Below are 16,340 nucleotides of genomic sequence, written 5' to 3' on the forward strand. Positions count from 1 at the left end.
TGATCGCCCTCGCGCTTTCCCTGGTTCTTCAGTCTTCCAATTGCCGCAGCAAGGTCCGCACATCGCCGTCCATATCGGCGTCGCGTGTGCGCAGTTCCTCGATCAGGCGCACGGCGTGGATCACGGTCGAGTGATCGCGCCCGCCGAACTTGCGGCCGATTTCCGGATATGAGCGCGGCGTCAGCACCTTGGCGAGGTACATCGCGACCTGCCGCGGGCGCACGACTGCGCGGGCACGGCGCTTGCTGGCCATTTCGGTGCGGTCGACGCGGTAGAACTGGCAGACCATCCGCTGGATCTCATCGATGGTGATCCGGCGGCGGTTGGCCGAGAGGATATCGGTGAGCTGTTCCTCGGCTAGCTGGAGCGAGACCGGTTGACCGGTAAGCTGCGCATAGGCGATCAGCTTGTTGAGCCCGCCGACGAGTTCGCGCACGTTGCGATTGATCGTGCGGGCGAGAAACTCGATCACGTCAGCCGGCACCTGCGTGCTGGTGAAGCGCGCGAGCCGGTGTTCGAGGATCTTGCGGCGCAGGTCGATGTCTGCCGGCTGGATATCCGCGACGAGGCCCATCGAGAGGCGCGAGAGGAGGCGCTGCTCGACCCCGTCCAAGGCCTGCGGCGCGCGGTCGGCAGCGACGACGAGGCGCTTGCCCGCACTCATTAGTGCGTCGATCGTGTGGAGGAATTCCTCCTGCGTGGAGGCCTTGCCGATGATGAACTGGATGTCGTCGACCAGCAGCAGGTCGAACCCGCGCAAGCGGGCCTTGAACTCCAGCATCTCGTTCGAGCGCATGGCCTGCACGAACTCGATCATGAAGCGCTCGGCCGAGCAATAGAAGATGCGCGCGCCCGGACGGGCTGCGGCATAAGCGTGCCCGATGGCGTGGAGCAGGTGTGTCTTGCCCTGGCCAGTCGCGCCCTTGAGGTAGAGCGGCGAGAACTGCGGGGTTTCGAGCGCTGCCATGCGCTGCGCGGCGTTGACGGCCAGAACGTTGGCCGAGCCCGAAACGAATTCGGCGAAAGTCAGCGAGGGATCCAGCCCCGTCACGGCGGCATCGGCGTTGAGCGGCATGGCCGGCTGGCGCTGCACCGGCGTGATCGGCCCAGTATCGTTGGCGGGCATGCCGCCCATGCGCAGTTCCGGCATCGCACGGCGGCGCGGGTGAACGGTGATGCGCACCTGGCGCACTTCCGAACGCGCGATCTTCCATGCCAGCGAAAGCCGGTCGGCAAAGCGGTCGGCCACCCAGTTCGCGGAAAACTCGGTCGGCAGGAACAGGTCGAGCGTCCCGGTTTCCTTGCAGAACGTGCCGACCTGAATCGGCTTGATCCACTGGCTGTGGAGTTGCGGGCCGAGGTCCTTCTTCAGGCCCTGGCTGATATCGGCCCAATCTGCCGCAAGATCGAGCGCTTCCTGGTCCTCGATCATCGCGTTGTCCCGTCCTTTTCTGCTTGGTGCGGCGTCAGCCGCTTGGGCTGCGGTGCCCCGTCCACCGCCGCCTGCAAATTCATCCATCTTCACGCGCCGCTACCCTCACCCAGATCGCCTGCTTCAGCACCCCTTGCCGCAGGCATAGTTCTACCCCGTACCGGGAAAGCACCCCTGCTCCCGGTTATGAAACTTGCGAATGTCGTGACCCCGAATTGGCTACCAAACCTGCTGAGGCAGAGTCCGCGTCGCATCGGGAAGAACTGTCTATTGGCCTTGGGCAGAGATTCGCAAGCGCCGAGCCGCAAAAAAACTGAAATAAAGAATCTTGACTAGGCAAACATGGCGGAAATCAATCAAATAATTGATTTTATTGCATTTTTTTCACAACAGCCTGCGAATCGGCAGAAAACTGCGACTTGTGCGTGACAAGGCCAATGCCGGCCATGACAGCATACGCTGTAACAGGGGCGAAACAAAACGCGGCCGGTGTCACAGACACCAGCCGCGTTCCGTTTTCGTACGTAGTGCTAGCCTGTGAAGGCCCGCACGAGGCGAATCAGAGCGAAGCGACTCGCTTCGACAGGCGCGACATCTTGCGTGCCACGGTGTTCTTGTGGAGCACACCGCGCGCCACGCCGCGTGCCAGTTCCGGCTGGGCAGCGTGAAGAGCTTCGGCCGCAGCAGTCTTGTCACCACCGGCGATCGCGGCCTCGACCTTCTTCACGAAGGTGCGGATGCGCGAGAGACGGTTGCCGTTGATCTCGGCACGGTTGGCGTTGCGACGAATGCGCTTACGGGCTTGCGGCGTATTGGCCATGTCTGTCCTGTTTCAAGAGCTCTGGCAGCCCGTTTGGCACGAGCCGCATACAATCCGGTTCACCCCGGCAAAGCGACGAGCCTTCCGGGAAAGCGCGGCCCATAACTGCGGCATGGCGAATCGTCAACCGTTTGCGCGGGGCGGACGGTCAGGCAAGTCGCGCAAACTTCACGCGCAGGCCATCCCGGGGCTTCGGGATCGGCCAGGGCTGCCATGCCGGCTCATAGCCCGGCTCCGCTTCCACCCGGTACCGCGTGAGGATGTGGTGGACGAGAAGCTTGGTCTGCATCGTCGCGAAGTGGAGGCCGAGGCACATATGCGCGCCGCCGCCATAGGGGATCCAAGCATACTTGTGCCGTGCGGCGACTGCGGCCGGCGTGAAGCGCATCGGATCAAACCGTTCCGGCTCCGGCCAGTGCGCCGGATCGGCGTGGACCGCAGCGGCGCTCACGCCGACATTGGTGCCGGCGGGAATGCGATATCCGCCGAAGGTGAAATCGCGCATCGCCCGGCGCGGTGTCGAAGGGACCGGCGGCATGATCCGCAGGGCTTCCTTCATCGCCATTTCGGTCAGCTCCATCTTGCCGAGCGAATCGAAGGCAAGTGGCACGCCGTCTCCGCCCGCCGCCGCACGCGCCTCGGCGCGCAACTTCTCCTGCCATTCGGGATTTTTCGCGAGGTGCCAGATCAGCGTGGTGAACGAGCTTGTGATGGTGTCGTGCGCCGCCATCATCAGGAAGATCATGTGATCGACCACAACGTCCTCTGGCAGCAGGTCGGCAGACGGATCATCATCACGCCGCGCCATGGCAAACTGGCTGAACATGTCCTGCCCGGGCATTGCGCGCCGCTCGCGTACGAGGCGGGTGAAGTACTCCACCATGAGCTTGCGCCCGGAATAACCCTTGCCCATCGCCGTGAACGGCAGCGGCCGGCGCACTGGCGCCACCGAGGCCTGCACCATGTCGACGAAAGCCTTGTTGAGCATGTCCGCTTCCGGCCCCAGCGGCAGGCCAAGGAAGCTGGTCGCCGCCGTTTCCAGCGTCAGCGCCTTGATCGCGGGATAGAACTTGCGCTCCCCTTCGCCCCAGGCTTCCACCCCGCGCGCGATATCGGCATTGAGCGCGGCGCAATAGTGGCGCATCGGCTCCGGCTTGAAGGCGATCGATAGCGCGCGGCGATCAGCCCGGTGCGCGGCGAAATCCAGCAGCATCAGCCCGCGCGGGAACAGCAGGTTGAGCACCGGGCCCCAGCCCTGTTCGGACGAGAAGATCTTGTCCCGGTCGAACAGCACGAGCTCGTTGGCCTCGGGCCCGATCAGCGTGACCTGCCGCCGCCCGAAGCTGCGCGTGCGGTAGACGTCGCCATACTTCGCGCGCATGCGGTTGCCGTAGCCGATCGGATCGGCCAGCAGCTGGAACGTGGTGCCCAGCATCGGCCAGCCATCCTCACCCGGAATCGAATCGAGCTCGCGCTCGTCCTTCAGCCGGACCCAGTGGGGATTGCCGCGCTCGCTCTGCACGTCCTGCGGACGGATCGGTTGCGGATGGTTAGCTGCGAGACTGGCCATGCCTTGCTCCTGATTGCGCCCTTAACCGATCGGTTAATGACACGCCTGTAAGCAAAGTCAATTTCCGCAAGCTCAAATCCAGCCAGCAAGTTCCCTGCGCACCAGCGCCTCGAGCATGTCCATGCCGGCCTCGGTGGTGTTGAGGCAGGTGAGCGCGGCGAAATGCGTGCCGCCCGCCGCTTCGAAATCCTCGCGCCCGCGTATGCCGAGTTCCTCGATCGTCTCGAGGCAATCGGACGAGAAGCCCGGCGCGGCGACGGCCATGCGGCGAATGCCGTTGCTGGCCTGCACCTTGATCACGTCGTCCGTCGCAGGTTCCAGCCATTTGGCGCGGCCGAAGCGCGATTGGAAGCTGGTCGCGACCATCAGGCCGGGGTGCGAACTGGCAAAAGTCTCACTCAGGAGGCGCGCGGTTTTCTGGCAGTGGCAATGATAGGGATCGCCGAGCCGCAAGGTGCGCTCGGGCATGCCGTGGAAGCTCAGGACGAGCAGCTCGGGCTCGAAATCGAGCGCGGCGATCTGGGCGGAAAGGTCCGTGTGCAGGGCCGTGATCGCCAGCGGATCGTCAAAATAGGGCGGAAGGGTGCGCAGGGCGGGCAGGCGGCGGCGATCCTTGATCCAGTTCGCCACGGCATCGAGCGCACTTGCCGTCGTCGCGCCCGAATACTGCGGATAGAGCGGCGCGACGAGAATGCGCTCGCAGCCATCGGCCAGCAGCTTGTCGAGCTCCACCGCCATCGCAGGCTTCTGGTAGCGCATGGCGTAGCGCACGATGGCCGCGTCTCCGAGCCGCGCCTGCAGCCCGCGCGCCTGCGCCGCGGTGTGGTAGGCAAGCGGAGAGCCGTCTTCGGTCCACACCTGGCTATAGGCATGGGCCGACTTCCTCGGCCGCGTGCGCAGGACGAGCCCGCGCAGGATCGGCTGCCAGAAAATCTGCGGGATTTCCACCACGCGGCGGTCCGAAAGGAACTCGGCGAGATAGCGCCGCACCGCACCTTCGTCGGGCGCGTCGGGCGTGCCGAGGTTGACCAGGAGCACCCCGATCTTGCCGGTGATAACCCGGGGATGGTCGGCAGGTTTATCCATTGGGCTGATCAAAGGCCTTCAGAAAGCAGGGGCAGGCGGCGAAAGCGCAGTCCTGTGGCAGAAAACAGCGCGTTGGCAATGGCCGGTGCGACTGCGGTTGTCGCAAGCTCGCCCGGGTCGAACGGTTGCTCGTCCGACTCGGCAAACGCAATATCAACCTTCGGGCAATCGGCAAGCAGCGGCAGGCCCAATTGCGAAAGTCGGCCCGCTGTCGGCAGGCCCGCCGCATAGGCCGTGCTGCCACCGATCGCCTGCGCCAGCGCAAACAGCATCCCCCCCTCGACCTGTTGGCGCGCGATATCGACGTTCACGATCCGCCCGATATCGAGCCAGGCACTGAGCTGGTCGACCCGGATCGCGCCTTCTTCCTGCCGTGCGGTGGCGACCACGGCGATGAACCCGCTGCGCAGGCCTTCGGGCGCGGCGAGGTCCATGCGGTGGCACGCAATCCCTTGCCCCGAAGCATCCGCCCCGCCGCCCCACATTGCCATCCGCGCGGCACCGACGAGGCAGGCGGCAAGGCGCGGCTGCCCGGTGAGCATGCCGATGCGGTAGGACAGCGGCTCGGCCCCACCGAAATGCGCGCATTCATCGATGAAGCTCTCGGTGAAGAACGCGCTGTAGCCATGGGCATTGCCGCGATAGCGCGCGGTCGGCAGCGGGAGCGAGACCGGCACGTGATCCACCGCGCGCTCCGGGATCGCATAGAGCGGCATCGCGCCTTCGCAGGCCAGCGGATCGGCGCGGCCTCTGGCGGCGGCCTGCGCGCCGGGGGTGTCCGCCCCGTCCAGCAGCCGCGCGCCTGCCTCGATCGCGGTGGCGGGCAACGCCATGCGCGTACGCCAGCCGAGCAGCTGCCGCTTGTCCGGCCCGATCGAAGCAGACAGCAGCGCGGAGACCGGTGTGCGCGGATAACCGGCGAGCGCTTCCTCCCACCGCGACCATACGAGCTGGACCGGGCGCCCCAGCGCCTTGGCAATCTCCACCGCCTCGACCGCGATGCGCGCATCGAGCCGGGCATCGAAACTGCCGCCGGCGTGCATCGGATAGACCACGACATTGCGGCGGGGCACACCTGCCGCCCGCGCTGCCTGACGCCGCACCAGTTCGGGCGCCTGCGTGGCGAGCCAGAGTTCGAGCTTCTCGCCGGCCAACCGCGCGGTGGCGGTGGCGGTTTCTAGCGGGGCGTGCGGCGCGGGCTCTATGTCATAGCGCGCGGTGAGGCTGGGCTTGGCAAGCAAGGCATCGGGATCGCCTTCCGCCTCGAGCCGGGTCGCCGCTCCCTTGCGCAAGGCGCTATCGATGCGGGCATCGAGCGCAGAGGAATCGGCAATCCGCCCGGCGGCATGAAAGCGCGGCTCCATCGCCAGCACTGCCTTGTGCGCGGCATGCCAGGTCTTCGCCGCCGCCGCGACCCAGCGCTTCGACTGGACTACGCCGACGACGCCGGGGATGCCTTCGGCCGCCTTGCGATCGAAGCTGGAAAGCACCGTGTCGCCCTGCGGTCCATGCGCGATCGCCGCGTGAACCATGCCCGGCACGCGCACGTCACCGGCAAAGACGAAGCTGCCATCGGCCTTGGCGGGCAAGTCGAGCCGGGGGTAGCGCGGGCGTGCGCCATCGGGGAACTGGCCGGGCCGCTCCTTCGGCGGCTCCGCGCGCAGGGCTGGCGGATCGGGCGGATCATAAGCCACCGCATCCGCAACAAGCGCGGCGAAGGCCAGTTTCTGATCGTTGGGCCGCTGCTTGCCGTTGACGACGAAATGCCCCGCCGTATCGAGCGTCTCCCACCGGGCGTTCCACTTGGCCGCCGCCGCCTGCATCAGCATGGCACGCAGCCCCGCTGCCGCGGCGCGCAAGCGCGCTTCGAACGCTGCCAGCGCGGTGCCCTCGGCGGTGATCATCAGCGGCTCGCGCTCGGCGTGGTTGCGCGCCAGCCAGTCGTCGGGCGTATCCGCCAGCGCGGGGAGCATGCGTGGCTGCCACAGCGGCGCCCAGCGTGCGGCCAGCACCGCATCGCCGTAGACCGGGCTCGGCGGTGCGGGCTCCACGCCCACCCGCTTCCAGTCCGCGCCGAGTTCGACCGCGACGATCTGCGCCATCAAGGTGGAAATGCCTTGCCCCATTTCGCAGACCGGCACGGCCACGCTCACCGCGCCATCGGCGGCAAGGCGGATGAAGCTGTCGAACACATGCTCGCCCGGCCCCGCCACAAGGGCGCTGGCATAGCGGCGCGGCGAGAGCGCGAAGGCCACGAGCAGCGCACCTGCGCCGCCCGCGCCGATCAGCAGCCCGCGCCTGGTGAGTCTCATGCCCTGAGCCTCATGCCTTGAGCCTCATCCCTTCTGCGCGTCCAGCCAGGCGAGCACGCGCTGCGCGATCCCGGCAAAGATCGCCGCTTCGGGGCTATCGCCCGCCGCCATCGGCTCGCCCGCATCGCTCGATTGGCGGATCGCGAGGTTCAGCGGCACACGGCCAAGGAAGGGCAGGCCCATGGTTTTCGCCGCTGCTTCGGCGCCGCCCGAACCGAACGGATCGCTCGTCTCGCCGCAGTGCGGGCAGACGTAACCAGCCATGTTCTCGACCATGCCGATCAGCGGCACGTCGCCCTGCTCGAACAGGCGGATCGCGCGCGCGGCGTCCATCAGCGCAAGGTCCTGCGGGGTGGAGACGATCACCGCGCCCGCAGGCTTGTGCTTCTGCAGCATGGTAAGCTGCACGTCGCCAGTGCCCGGCGGCAGGTCGACGACGAGAATCTCCGCATCGCCCCAGTGCGCATCGATCAGCTGGCCCAGCGCATTGCCCGCCATCGGCCCGCGCCACGCGATGGCCTGGCCCGGCTGGACGAGATGCCCCATCGAGAGCATCGGCACGCCCCACGGGCTCGGCACCGGGTGAATCTTCTGGTTCTCGGCCTCGGGCTTGCGGCCTTCGGTGGCCAGCAGGCGCGGCTGCGAGGGACCATAGATATCAGCGTCCACGAGGCCGACCTTGCGCCCCATCTTGGCCATGGCCACGGCGAGGTTGGCCGAAAGCGTCGACTTGCCCACGCCGCCCTTGCCTGAACCGACGGCGATGATGCGCCGGGCGATGCGTTCGGCGGTCATCCCCACGCGCACGTCGGCGGCCCCGGCGGCGCGCGCCGCCTCGCGCACTTTGGCTTCCAGCGCATCGCGGCCCGCGCGGTCGAGCCCGCTTACTTCAAGGATGATCGAGGCGGTTTCGCCTTCCGTCCGCGCGGTCTGCAGCCGCGCGCCGGCGGCCATGCGGACCGCCTGCTCCAGTGCCGTCTGATCAAGGCTCAATGCCAACATCCCATGTCTAGAGGGCGTATGCCCTAACGGACGCCCCCTAGCAGAGGAATTTTGGCAGGGAGATACTGTTTTTAACCGCAGAGCGTACCTATAGTCCTCCTTATGATTTCTTTCGGTGGACGTATGTCGAAGATCGGCCTGGCAATGGCCGGCAAGAAGAGCCCATGGGGCGCGGGCGATGCGGGGAGCGGGGAGCCTTCGGGCGAAGCTGTCGGCGATGGCGGCGAAAGCGGCGATTCCGCTCCGGAAAGCCCGCCGTCTCCCCCGCGCGGCAGCGGTCCGCGCAATCCTTGGCTGCCGCCGTCCTCGGGCGATGGACGCCGCGGGCAGACGCTCGAGGATCTGTTCAAGCGCCGCAGCGGCGGTGGCGGCGGCGGTGGCGGCCCGGGCTTCCGCCTGCCCCTGCGCCCCGGCGGCGGCTCGTGGGTGCCGGTTGCGATCGGCCTTGTCCTGCTCGTCTGGCTCGGTGCCACGATGGTTCACCGCGTTTCCCCGCAGGAAAAGGGTATCGTCACCACTTTCGGTGCCTACAGTCACACCATCGATTCCGGTGTCTCGTTCACGCTGCCCTGGCCTATTCAGGCCGTCACGGTCGAGGATGTCACCTCGATCCGCCGCGATTCGATCCCTGAAGGCGATAGCGAGCGGCTGATGCTGACGGGCGACCAGAACCTCGTCGACCTCACCTACCTCGTTCGCTGGAACATCAAGGACCTCAAGCTCTACACCTTCCAGCTCGCCGAACCCGATGCCACGGTGAAGGAAGTGGCGGAGGCGGCGATGCGCCAGTCGATTGCCGAGGTATCGCTCAACGATGCGATGGGTTCCGGCCGCGCATCGATCGAATCCAACGTGCGCGAACGCATGCAGCACATTCTCGATGCCTATCGTTCGGGCGTGAAGATCCAGGGTGTGGAAATCAAGAAGACCGACCCGCCGGCCAAGGTTGTCGACGCCTTCAAGGAAGTGCTCGCCGCCCAGCAGGATGCGCAGAGCGACATGAACCGCGCTGAAGCGCGGGCCCAGCAGCTCATCCAGGGCGCGCAGGGCGAGGCGACCGCGTTCGACAAGGTCTATGCGCAGTACAAGCTGGCCCCCGAAGTGACGCGGCGGCGCATGTATTACGAGACGATGGAGCGCGTGCTCAGCCAGACCGACAAGGTCATTCTCGAATCCTCCGGAGTCATGTCCTACCTCCCGCTGCCGGGGATCAAGCAGACCCCGCCTGCCGACAACACGGAGCGCCGCTGAGATGGAACAGACCCTGATCCGCCTGTGGCAGGAACAGAAGGCAGTGCTGATTGCGCTCGCCGTCGGCATCGTCGTGCTGCTCAGCTGCGTCACCGTGGTGGGCGAGCAGGAGCAGGCGGTGATCGTCCGGCTGGGCGAGCCAAACCGCGTGGTCAACCGCTTCCGCCCCCAGGTCGATTTCGGCCAGACGGGCGCGGGCATCGTGCTGCGCATTCCCTTCATCGAACAGGTGGTGCGGATCGACAAGCGCGTGCTTGATGTCGATCTCGAACGCCAGCAGGTGACCTCGGCCGATCAGCGCCGGCTTGAAGTCGATGCCTATGCGCGCTTCCGCGTGATCGATCCGGTGAAGATGTACGAGACCGCCGGCACGGTCGACAAGGTGGCCGAACAGCTCCAGCCGATCCTGAACTCGGTGCTGCGCCAGGAACTCGGCAAGCGCACCTTCGGCTCCTTGCTCACCGCTGATCGCGGGCAGGCCATGGTCAATATCCGCAAGGGTCTGGACAAGGAGGCGCGCGAATATGGCGCGCAAGTGATCGATGTGCGGATCAAGCGGGCGGACCTGCCCGATGGTGCCCCGCTCGAAAGCGCCTTCACCCGGATGAGCACCGCGCGCCAGCAGGAAGCCGCCACGATCCGCGCGGGTGGGCGCAAGAATGCCCAGATCATCGAAGCCACGGCGGCGGCAGAGGCGGCGAAGATCTATGCCGACAGCTTCGGCAAGGACCCGGAGTTCTACGATTTCTACCGGGCGATGCGCAGCTACGACTACACCTTCGCGCAGAAGGGCAGCAGCACCTCTATCGTGCTTTCGCCTGACAACGCCTATCTGCGCCAGTTCAAGGGCGGCAAGTAACCGCACCCGTTTCTGGCCGAACATGTTATTCAATCCCGGTTCAGGCGCTCGGATGTGAAAGCGGCATGCGCGGAATCGGAACCGGGGACCAGGTGCGCGGGCTCCCGCCCACCCCCGCTGAGATGAAGAGGAATTGCCACGTGCGATACGCTTACGGAGTGACTACGGCGCTGCTCCTCGCTGGCAGCGCGCTGACCCTGACGACGGGTTTCCCGGCCGGAGCCCAGGTTGCGCAGAACGATTCGGCCCAGATGCAGTCGGTCGTCCCGCGTGGCGGTGCCCCGGCCAGCTTTGCCGATCTCACCCAGCAGCTCCAGCCGGCGGTGGTCAACATCTCCACCCGCCAGCGCGTGAAGGTGCAGAACAACAACCCCTTTGCCGGCACCCCGTTCAGCGATCTGTTCGGCGGGGGACAGGGCGGTGGCGGCGGCCAGCCGCAGACGCGTGAGGCGCAGTCGCTCGGCTCGGGCTTCCTCGTTTCGGCTGACGGCTACGTCGTCACCAACAATCACGTGATCACCGCCGAAGGGCAGGGCGAGATCGAATCGATCACCGTCACCATGACCGACGGAACGGACTATCCGGCCAAGCTCGTCGGCCGCGATGCCGCATCCGATCTGGCCGTGCTCAAGATCACCGGCCCCAAGCCCTTCCCGTTCGTGAAGTTTGGCGATTCGCGCCACGCCCGCGTGGGGGACTGGATCATCGCGATCGGTAACCCGTTCGGCCTTGGCGGCACGGTCACCAGCGGCATCATCTCGGCGGTCTATCGCAATACCGGTTCGGGTTCGGCCTATGACCGCTACCTGCAGACCGACGCCTCGATCAACCGGGGCAACTCTGGCGGGCCGATGTTCGACATGGCCGGCAACGTCATCGGCATCAACAATGCGATCTTCTCGCCCACCGGCGGCAGTGTCGGCATCGGCTTCGCCATTCCGGCCGAAATCGCGGCCCCGATCGTCGAGAAGCTGCGCAATGGCCAGGCCATCGAGCGCGGCTATCTGGGCGTGCGCATCCAGCAGCTGTCGGACGACCTCGCGGCCAGCCTTGGCCTTGCCAAGAATCGCGGCGAATTCATCCAGTCGGTCGAACCCGGACAGGGCGCGGCCAAGGCCGGCATGCAGCCCGGCGACGTGGTCGTGCGCGTTGATAGCAAGGACGTGACGCCGGACCAGACCCTGTCGTTCATCGTCGCCAACACCGCGCCCGGCAAGCGCATCCCGATCGACCTCATCCGCAACGGCCAGCGCCTGACGGTGCAGGCCATCGTCGGCAAGCGGCCGAGCGAGGAAGAGCTCGCCCAGCAGACCTTCGATCCCGATGCGCAGCAGGGCGATGATAGCGGCTTCGGCGGCGGCACCGCCAAGCCGAGCAAGCCCGCAGGACCGGTCGTGCAGCAGGCGCTCGGCATCGCGGCGATCCCGATCACGCCGCAGATCGCCCGCCAGCTTGGCGCGAGCGAGGACACCAAGGGCGTGGTCATCACGGCAGTCGACGATTCGGCGGACGCGGCGGCCAAGGGCCTGCAGCGCGGCGACATCGTGCTTTCGGCCAATTACAAGCCGGTGGCCACGGCTGCCGATCTCGAAGCCGTGGTACGCCAGGCCAAGACCGAGAACCGCGAGGCCGTGCTGCTGCGCATCCAGCGCCGCGGCCAGCCCGCGATCTACCTGCCGATCCGCATCCGCTGACAGGCAACCTGCGCACAGAAAAGGGGCTGGTGGACAGGCGTCCACCAGCCCCTTTTCGTATCCGCGTTCAGCCGGTGGGCCACTGCGACATGATCGTCGCCGCGTCGAAATAGTCGCGCCAGTAGGTGATCTTGCCCTCGTGGACTTCGTAGACGCCGGTCACCGGCAGCTCGACCCATTTGTCTGCAAGGCGGTGCCGGTCGAGCCGCTCCAGCATGACGACCGGGCCGGCGGCGAGCTCGCGCAGGATCACGAACGCGTTCTCCAGCGTCGGCGCGAAGAATGGCTCCAGCACCGCGCGCATACCGGCAGGCCCGGTCACCGTGCCGATGGGCGGCGGGTTGGTGTATTCGCAAGTCTCGGCCACGTACTGGAGCGCCGTATCGTAATCGAGCGGCTCCATCGCCTTCATGAAGGCCTTGATTGTCTCGAGTGGGGTCATGGGTCCTCTCCTTGTCCTAGGCCGTAAACTCATAAACCGCGCCATCGAGGTTTAGGGCAGAATGGCTCAGTGCAAGGAGGGAAGGCGCAGGGATATGTCGATATCTCAAGCCTTACCGACGCAGCAATGGGCCATTCTGGCTAAACCCCTTCGGGGCGACCAAATGGCTTCCATCTCGAACCAACGCGCCCTTGGAAAGGCAACCAGCCTTCCCGGCGGGTGCTTTGGCCCGATATGTTCGCCATTTGGTCGCCTCGATGGCGCGGTTTATGAGTTTACGGCCTGGAAGGGACCATGAACCGGCCAGGGAAGGCTGCCAATTACTCGGGAGGTTATTGCAGGAGGTATTCGCCCTGCGCGGGCGGCAGCGGCAGGTGGCGGAATAGCGCCTCGGTCTCGGCGTCGGCGGGAAACAGCGTCTCGATCCGCAGTTCGTCGGTCGTCACATCCTGCGCCGTGCCGAAGGTGGCGATCACCGCGAACAAAGCGATCCGCTGATCGCCCACCGCCAGCTTGAACGGCACCACGGGCAGCAGCGCGCTGTCCATCGCGGACCACAGCACCTCGGGCTCCTGAAACGGCGCAAGCTCATCGAGCACGGCCAGCATGTCGGCGCCGCCCAGCGCATGCGCCTCGCGCGTCGCGCGCTGCCACAGCAGGGGGCCGACTGCGGCCCAGTTCGTCACCAGTGAACGGATGCCCAGCGGGTGGAAGAACAGGCGCATGAGATTGCGCTCGCCCCCAGTTTCGGCGCCCGCCACACGCTCCCAGATATCGGCGCCAAGCAGCGCGGTGAGCGCATCGAATGGCCGATTGGTGACCAGCACGTTCCATGCTCGGTCGAGCGCCAGCGCCGGGTAAGGCTCGTGCGCGCCGAGCATCATGCGTACCGCGCCCATGACCTGCGCCATCTGCGGATCATCCAGCGTGCGCGCGGCGTAGAGCGGCGCGAAGCCCGCCGCCGTGAGCCACAGGTTGCGTGTCCGCAGCGGAACGTCGAGCGCCTCGCTCAGTTGCAGGATCATCGCCCGGCTGGGATTAGACCGTGCGGATTCAAGGAAGCTGATATGGCGCTGCGAAACGCCCGAAGTCAGCGCGAGGTCCAGCTGCGACCAGCGCCGTTTCTGCCGCCATTCTCGCAGCAGGCGCGCGAATCCATCAACACACATATCCATGCGCGCGAGTGTCGCAGCACGGCGGGGCCGCTTCAATAACCCCGGAGGTAATTGATTTGCCGCTGGCACCTCTGCCACCAGACCGCCAGACACGAGGAGATCACTTGCATGAGCCCTTTCTGGCAAGCCTGGTTCCAGTTCTGGCTGGTTTCGATGGTACTGTTCGCGCTGCTTGTGGCGGGCGGCGCGCTGCCCGCAACGGATGCGCCGCTGCGCATGGGGCTGGCGCTGATCAGCATGGGGCCGCCGACCGACCTTACCCCCGCCGGCCGGTTCATGATCGGGGTCCTCGGCGGCGTGTTCCTGGGCTGGATGGTGATGCTCTGGCTGGTCATCCGGCAGGCCATCACGATGGGGCCCGCCGGGCAGCCGCTGTGGCAGGCCGCCACGATCGGCATTCTGGCGTGGTATGCGCTCGACAGCACGCTTTCGGTTCTGACCGGCTTCGGCCTCAATGTCGTGCCCAACACCTTGGCGCTGGCCATGTTCCTGATCGGCATCGCGGGGAGCAAGGCGTTCGCCCGCGATGCGAGAGGGTGATCAGTTCGGCTTGGGGGTGGCGACCGGCTTCGGCCGGGGACGCGGCGCCGGATCAGCCTGCTTGCCGGTGGCGCGGCTGAGGAAATCGTCTCCGGCAGCCGGCGGGCCTTCGGGCACCGGAACGCCCTGCTCACCGCCCGGCAAGACGCCATCGGCCGCCGGCGGCTTGGGCTGGGCTCCCGGCTCGATGATGTTGCCATCGGGATCGGCATAGAAATAGCCATCCGGATTGGCCTGCATCACTTCGTCATCGGGCTCCAGCTGCCACTGCGGCATCTTGAGATCGGTATCGAACTTTTCGGGCGGGCGCTTGGCGGTGGCGATCTTCATGTAGGCGGCAAAGGCGCGCGCGGGCGCGGTGCCGCCCTGGAGCCCGGGCACCGGATGCGCATCGTCGCGGCCCATCCACACGCCGGTGGTGATCCCGCTCGAGAAGCCGAGGAACCAGCCGTCCTTGTTCGAGCTCGTCGTGCCGGTCTTGCCCGCGACCGGGCGCCCGATCTGCGCGGCGCGGCCGGTGCCGATGCTCACGGCAGACTGCAGCAGGTCGGTGATCCCCGCCGCCACGAAGTTGGGCACCAGTTGCTGCGCCGGATCAGGCCGATGGCTGTAGAGCACTTCACCTTCGGTCGAGGTGATCTTGCGAATGCCGTAAGGCGTCACTGCCGTGCCCTTGGCCTGCACTGCGGCGAAGGCACGCACCATGTCGATCACGCGCACGTCGGACGAGCCCAGCACCATCGAGGGCAGCGTGTTGATCGGCGTGGTGATGCCGAAGCGGCGCGCCATGTTGGCTACCGCGCCGAAGCCGACTTCGTTGCCGAGCTGCGCCGCCACAGTGTTCTTGGAATAGGCAAAGGCGCTGCGCACGTCGATTTCGCCGGCATAGGTTCCGCCCGAATTGCGCGGGCTCCAGCCGTCGATCGTCACCGGCTCATCCTTGACCTTGGCATCGGGGGTGTACCCGGCTTCCAGCGCGGCGAGGTAGACGAACAGCTTCCATGCCGAACCCGGCTGGCGCACAGCGTTGACCGCGCGGTTGTAATTCGAGGTCACATAGTCGGTGCCGCCGACCATCGCCAGCACCGCGCCGTCACGGTCAAGGCTGACAAGCGCCCCCTGTGCGCCCTTGGGCACATTGGCCTGGATCGAATCGGTGGCGGCATGCTGCGCGGCAGGATCGAGCGTGGTCCACACCTCGATCGGCTGGTCGTTGTCGGGCAGCAGCAGATCGAGCTGCGGCAGCACCCAGTCGGTGAAGTAGCGCGCCGAATTCTGGCCCTGCTCCTCGGCAAGCTTCACTGCCTTGAGATCGACCGCGGCCGCTTCTGCCGGAGTGATCTTGCCGGCTTCCTGCATCGTTTGCACGACGACCTTGGCGCGGCCGACGGCTGCTGCGGCATCGGCGGTGGGCGAATAGTGCGAGGGCGCCTTGACGAGGCCGGCGATGATCGCCGCTTCGGCGAGGCTCAGCTGCTCGCCCGAGTGGCCGAAGAACTTGCGCGCGGCGGAATCGACGCCATAGGCGCCGCCGCCGAAGTAGACCTTGTTGAGGTAGAGCTCGAGCACCTGGTCCTTGGTGAACTTCTGCTCGATCGCCATGGCCAGCAGCGCCTCGCGGATCTTGCGATCGAAGGTGCGGCTGTTGTTGAGGAAGATGTTGCGCGCCAGCTGCTGCGTGATCGTCGAGCCACCCTGCCGCCAGTGCCCGCTCTGGATGCGCACCACGACCGAGCGGACGATGCCGATGGGATCGACGCCCCAGTGGTCGCGGAAGCGGCGGTCCTCGACCGAGATCATCGCGTCCTTCAGCGTCTGCGGAATGCGCTCATAGGGCACCCAGCGCCCGTAGCTCGGCCCGAGCGTGACGATCTCGGACCCGTCACTCGCGCGGACCACGATGGTCTGCCCGGTCTGGGTCGATTTCATCCGCTCGTAGCTCGGCAGCGAACGCTCGGTGACGAAGACCGCTACCGCCAGAGCCATCGCGCCCAGCAGGGTCAGTGCCGTGCCCCAGATGAGCATGCGGCGCAGCCAGCGGCGGAGGAACGAAGGCTCCTGCGGGTCGCGCTGCCGCCGTGAGGACGAGCGCTCCGGTTCGGAGCGGCCCAGCTTCGAACGGTTGGGGGAATCCCGTCTGGCCATCAGCTTTGCGTC

General features: G+C 66.5%; 13 protein-coding genes. 4 read left to right on the top strand and 9 right to left on the bottom strand.

The window, feature by feature from the left end:
• Positions 1-28: 28 nt before the first annotated feature.
• The 6 genes from dnaA to ACO06X_RS12660 all read right to left on the bottom strand — a co-directional run bounded on the left by dnaA (position 29) and on the right by ACO06X_RS12660 (position 8,174).
• Positions 29-1,432, bottom strand: coding sequence for a chromosomal replication initiator protein DnaA (gene dnaA / locus ACO06X_RS12635; RefSeq protein WP_421836610.1), 1,404 nt, complete (start codon positions 1,430-1,432; stop codon positions 29-31).
• Between the two features lie 559 nt (positions 1,433-1,991).
• On the bottom strand, positions 1,992-2,252 hold the full coding sequence (gene rpsT, locus ACO06X_RS12640) for a 30S ribosomal protein S20 (protein ID WP_147159619.1): 261 nt from the start codon (positions 2,250-2,252) through the stop codon (positions 1,992-1,994).
• A gap of 148 nt (positions 2,253-2,400) precedes the next feature.
• Positions 2,401-3,822, bottom strand: coding sequence for a cytochrome P450 (locus ACO06X_RS12645; RefSeq protein WP_421836611.1), 1,422 nt, complete (start codon positions 3,820-3,822; stop codon positions 2,401-2,403).
• A 72-nt stretch (positions 3,823-3,894) separates the two neighbouring features.
• Positions 3,895-4,908 (bottom strand): ferrochelatase, encoded by a 1,014-nt coding sequence (hemH, locus tag ACO06X_RS12650; RefSeq protein ID WP_421836612.1) that lies wholly within the window; start codon positions 4,906-4,908, stop codon positions 3,895-3,897.
• Between the two features lie 8 nt (positions 4,909-4,916).
• Positions 4,917-7,220: a molybdopterin cofactor-binding domain-containing protein gene (locus tag ACO06X_RS12655; RefSeq protein ID WP_421836613.1), complete on the bottom strand. Its 2,304-nt coding sequence runs from the start codon at positions 7,218-7,220 to the stop codon at positions 4,917-4,919.
• Between the two features lie 24 nt (positions 7,221-7,244).
• Positions 7,245-8,174, bottom strand: coding sequence for an Mrp/NBP35 family ATP-binding protein (locus ACO06X_RS12660; protein WP_421839904.1), 930 nt, complete (start codon positions 8,172-8,174; stop codon positions 7,245-7,247).
• A gap of 171 nt (positions 8,175-8,345) precedes the next feature.
• Between ACO06X_RS12660 and hflK the strand changes: the two genes are divergently transcribed.
• The 3 genes from hflK to ACO06X_RS12675 all read left to right on the top strand — a co-directional run bounded on the left by hflK (position 8,346) and on the right by ACO06X_RS12675 (position 12,026).
• Positions 8,346-9,473, top strand: a complete 1,128-nt coding sequence (gene hflK, locus ACO06X_RS12665) for a protease modulator HflK (RefSeq protein WP_421836614.1) — start codon at positions 8,346-8,348, stop codon at positions 9,471-9,473.
• 1 nt (position 9,474) lies between these two features.
• On the top strand, positions 9,475-10,332 hold the full coding sequence (hflC, locus tag ACO06X_RS12670) for a protease modulator HflC (protein WP_421836615.1): 858 nt from the start codon (positions 9,475-9,477) through the stop codon (positions 10,330-10,332).
• Positions 10,333-10,454: 122 nt separating this feature from the next.
• Positions 10,455-12,026 (top strand): Do family serine endopeptidase, encoded by a 1,572-nt coding sequence (locus ACO06X_RS12675; protein ID WP_421839905.1) that lies wholly within the window; start codon positions 10,455-10,457, stop codon positions 12,024-12,026.
• A 67-nt stretch (positions 12,027-12,093) separates the two neighbouring features.
• Here the strand turns inward: ACO06X_RS12675 and ACO06X_RS12680 are convergent, their stop codons facing one another.
• Both ACO06X_RS12680 and ACO06X_RS12685 read right to left on the bottom strand, forming a co-directional pair.
• Positions 12,094-12,468, bottom strand: a complete 375-nt coding sequence (locus ACO06X_RS12680; RefSeq protein WP_298170870.1) for a limonene-1,2-epoxide hydrolase family protein — start codon at positions 12,466-12,468, stop codon at positions 12,094-12,096.
• Between the two features lie 332 nt (positions 12,469-12,800).
• Complete coding sequence (locus ACO06X_RS12685) at positions 12,801-13,643, bottom strand: helix-turn-helix domain-containing protein (protein WP_421836616.1); 843 nt, start codon at positions 13,641-13,643, stop codon at positions 12,801-12,803.
• Between the two features lie 108 nt (positions 13,644-13,751).
• Between ACO06X_RS12685 and ACO06X_RS12690 the strand changes: the two genes are divergently transcribed.
• Positions 13,752-14,183: a hypothetical protein gene (locus tag ACO06X_RS12690; protein ID WP_421836618.1), complete on the top strand. Its 432-nt coding sequence runs from the start codon at positions 13,752-13,754 to the stop codon at positions 14,181-14,183.
• On the opposite strand, the gene ACO06X_RS12695 is transcribed toward ACO06X_RS12690, so the two are convergent.
• Complete coding sequence (locus ACO06X_RS12695; protein ID WP_421836619.1) at positions 14,184-16,328, bottom strand: PBP1A family penicillin-binding protein; 2,145 nt, start codon at positions 16,326-16,328, stop codon at positions 14,184-14,186. It abuts the gene before it with no gap.
• Positions 16,329-16,340: the final 12 nt, after the last annotated feature.

The sequence above is a fragment of the Novosphingobium sp. genome (genome assembly GCF_965229225.1).
GTDB lineage: Bacteria > Pseudomonadota > Alphaproteobacteria > Sphingomonadales > Sphingomonadaceae > Novosphingobium.

Bases quoted from the DNA above. Each gene is read 5' to 3' on its own strand.
- ACO06X_RS12645 (WP_421836611.1), bottom strand. From the start codon at position 3,822: ATGGCCAGTCTCGCAGCTAACCATCCGCAACCGATCCGTCCGCAGGAC.
- ACO06X_RS12680 (WP_298170870.1), bottom strand. From the start codon at position 12,468: ATGACCCCACTCGAGACAATCAAGGCCTTCATGAAGGCGATGGAGCCG.
- hemH (WP_421836612.1), bottom strand. From the start codon at position 4,908: ATGGATAAACCTGCCGACCATCCCCGGGTTATCACCGGCAAGATCGGG.
- hflC (WP_421836615.1), top strand. From the start codon at position 9,475: ATGGAACAGACCCTGATCCGCCTGTGGCAGGAACAGAAGGCAGTGCTG.
- hflK (WP_421836614.1), top strand. From the start codon at position 8,346: ATGTCGAAGATCGGCCTGGCAATGGCCGGCAAGAAGAGCCCATGGGGC.
- ACO06X_RS12660 (WP_421839904.1), bottom strand. From the start codon at position 8,174: ATGGCCGCCGGCGCGCGGCTGCAGACCGCGCGGACGGAAGGCGAAACC.
- ACO06X_RS12695 (WP_421836619.1), bottom strand. From the start codon at position 16,328: ATGGCCAGACGGGATTCCCCCAACCGTTCGAAGCTGGGCCGCTCCGAA.
- ACO06X_RS12685 (WP_421836616.1), bottom strand. From the start codon at position 13,643: ATGGATATGTGTGTTGATGGATTCGCGCGCCTGCTGCGAGAATGGCGG.
- ACO06X_RS12690 (WP_421836618.1), top strand. From the start codon at position 13,752: ATGAGCCCTTTCTGGCAAGCCTGGTTCCAGTTCTGGCTGGTTTCGATG.
- ACO06X_RS12675 (WP_421839905.1), top strand. From the start codon at position 10,455: ATGAAGAGGAATTGCCACGTGCGATACGCTTACGGAGTGACTACGGCG.
- rpsT (WP_147159619.1), bottom strand. From the start codon at position 2,252: ATGGCCAATACGCCGCAAGCCCGTAAGCGCATTCGTCGCAACGCCAAC.
- dnaA (WP_421836610.1), bottom strand. From the start codon at position 1,432: ATGATCGAGGACCAGGAAGCGCTCGATCTTGCGGCAGATTGGGCCGAT.
- ACO06X_RS12655 (WP_421836613.1), bottom strand. From the start codon at position 7,220: ATGAGACTCACCAGGCGCGGGCTGCTGATCGGCGCGGGCGGCGCAGGT.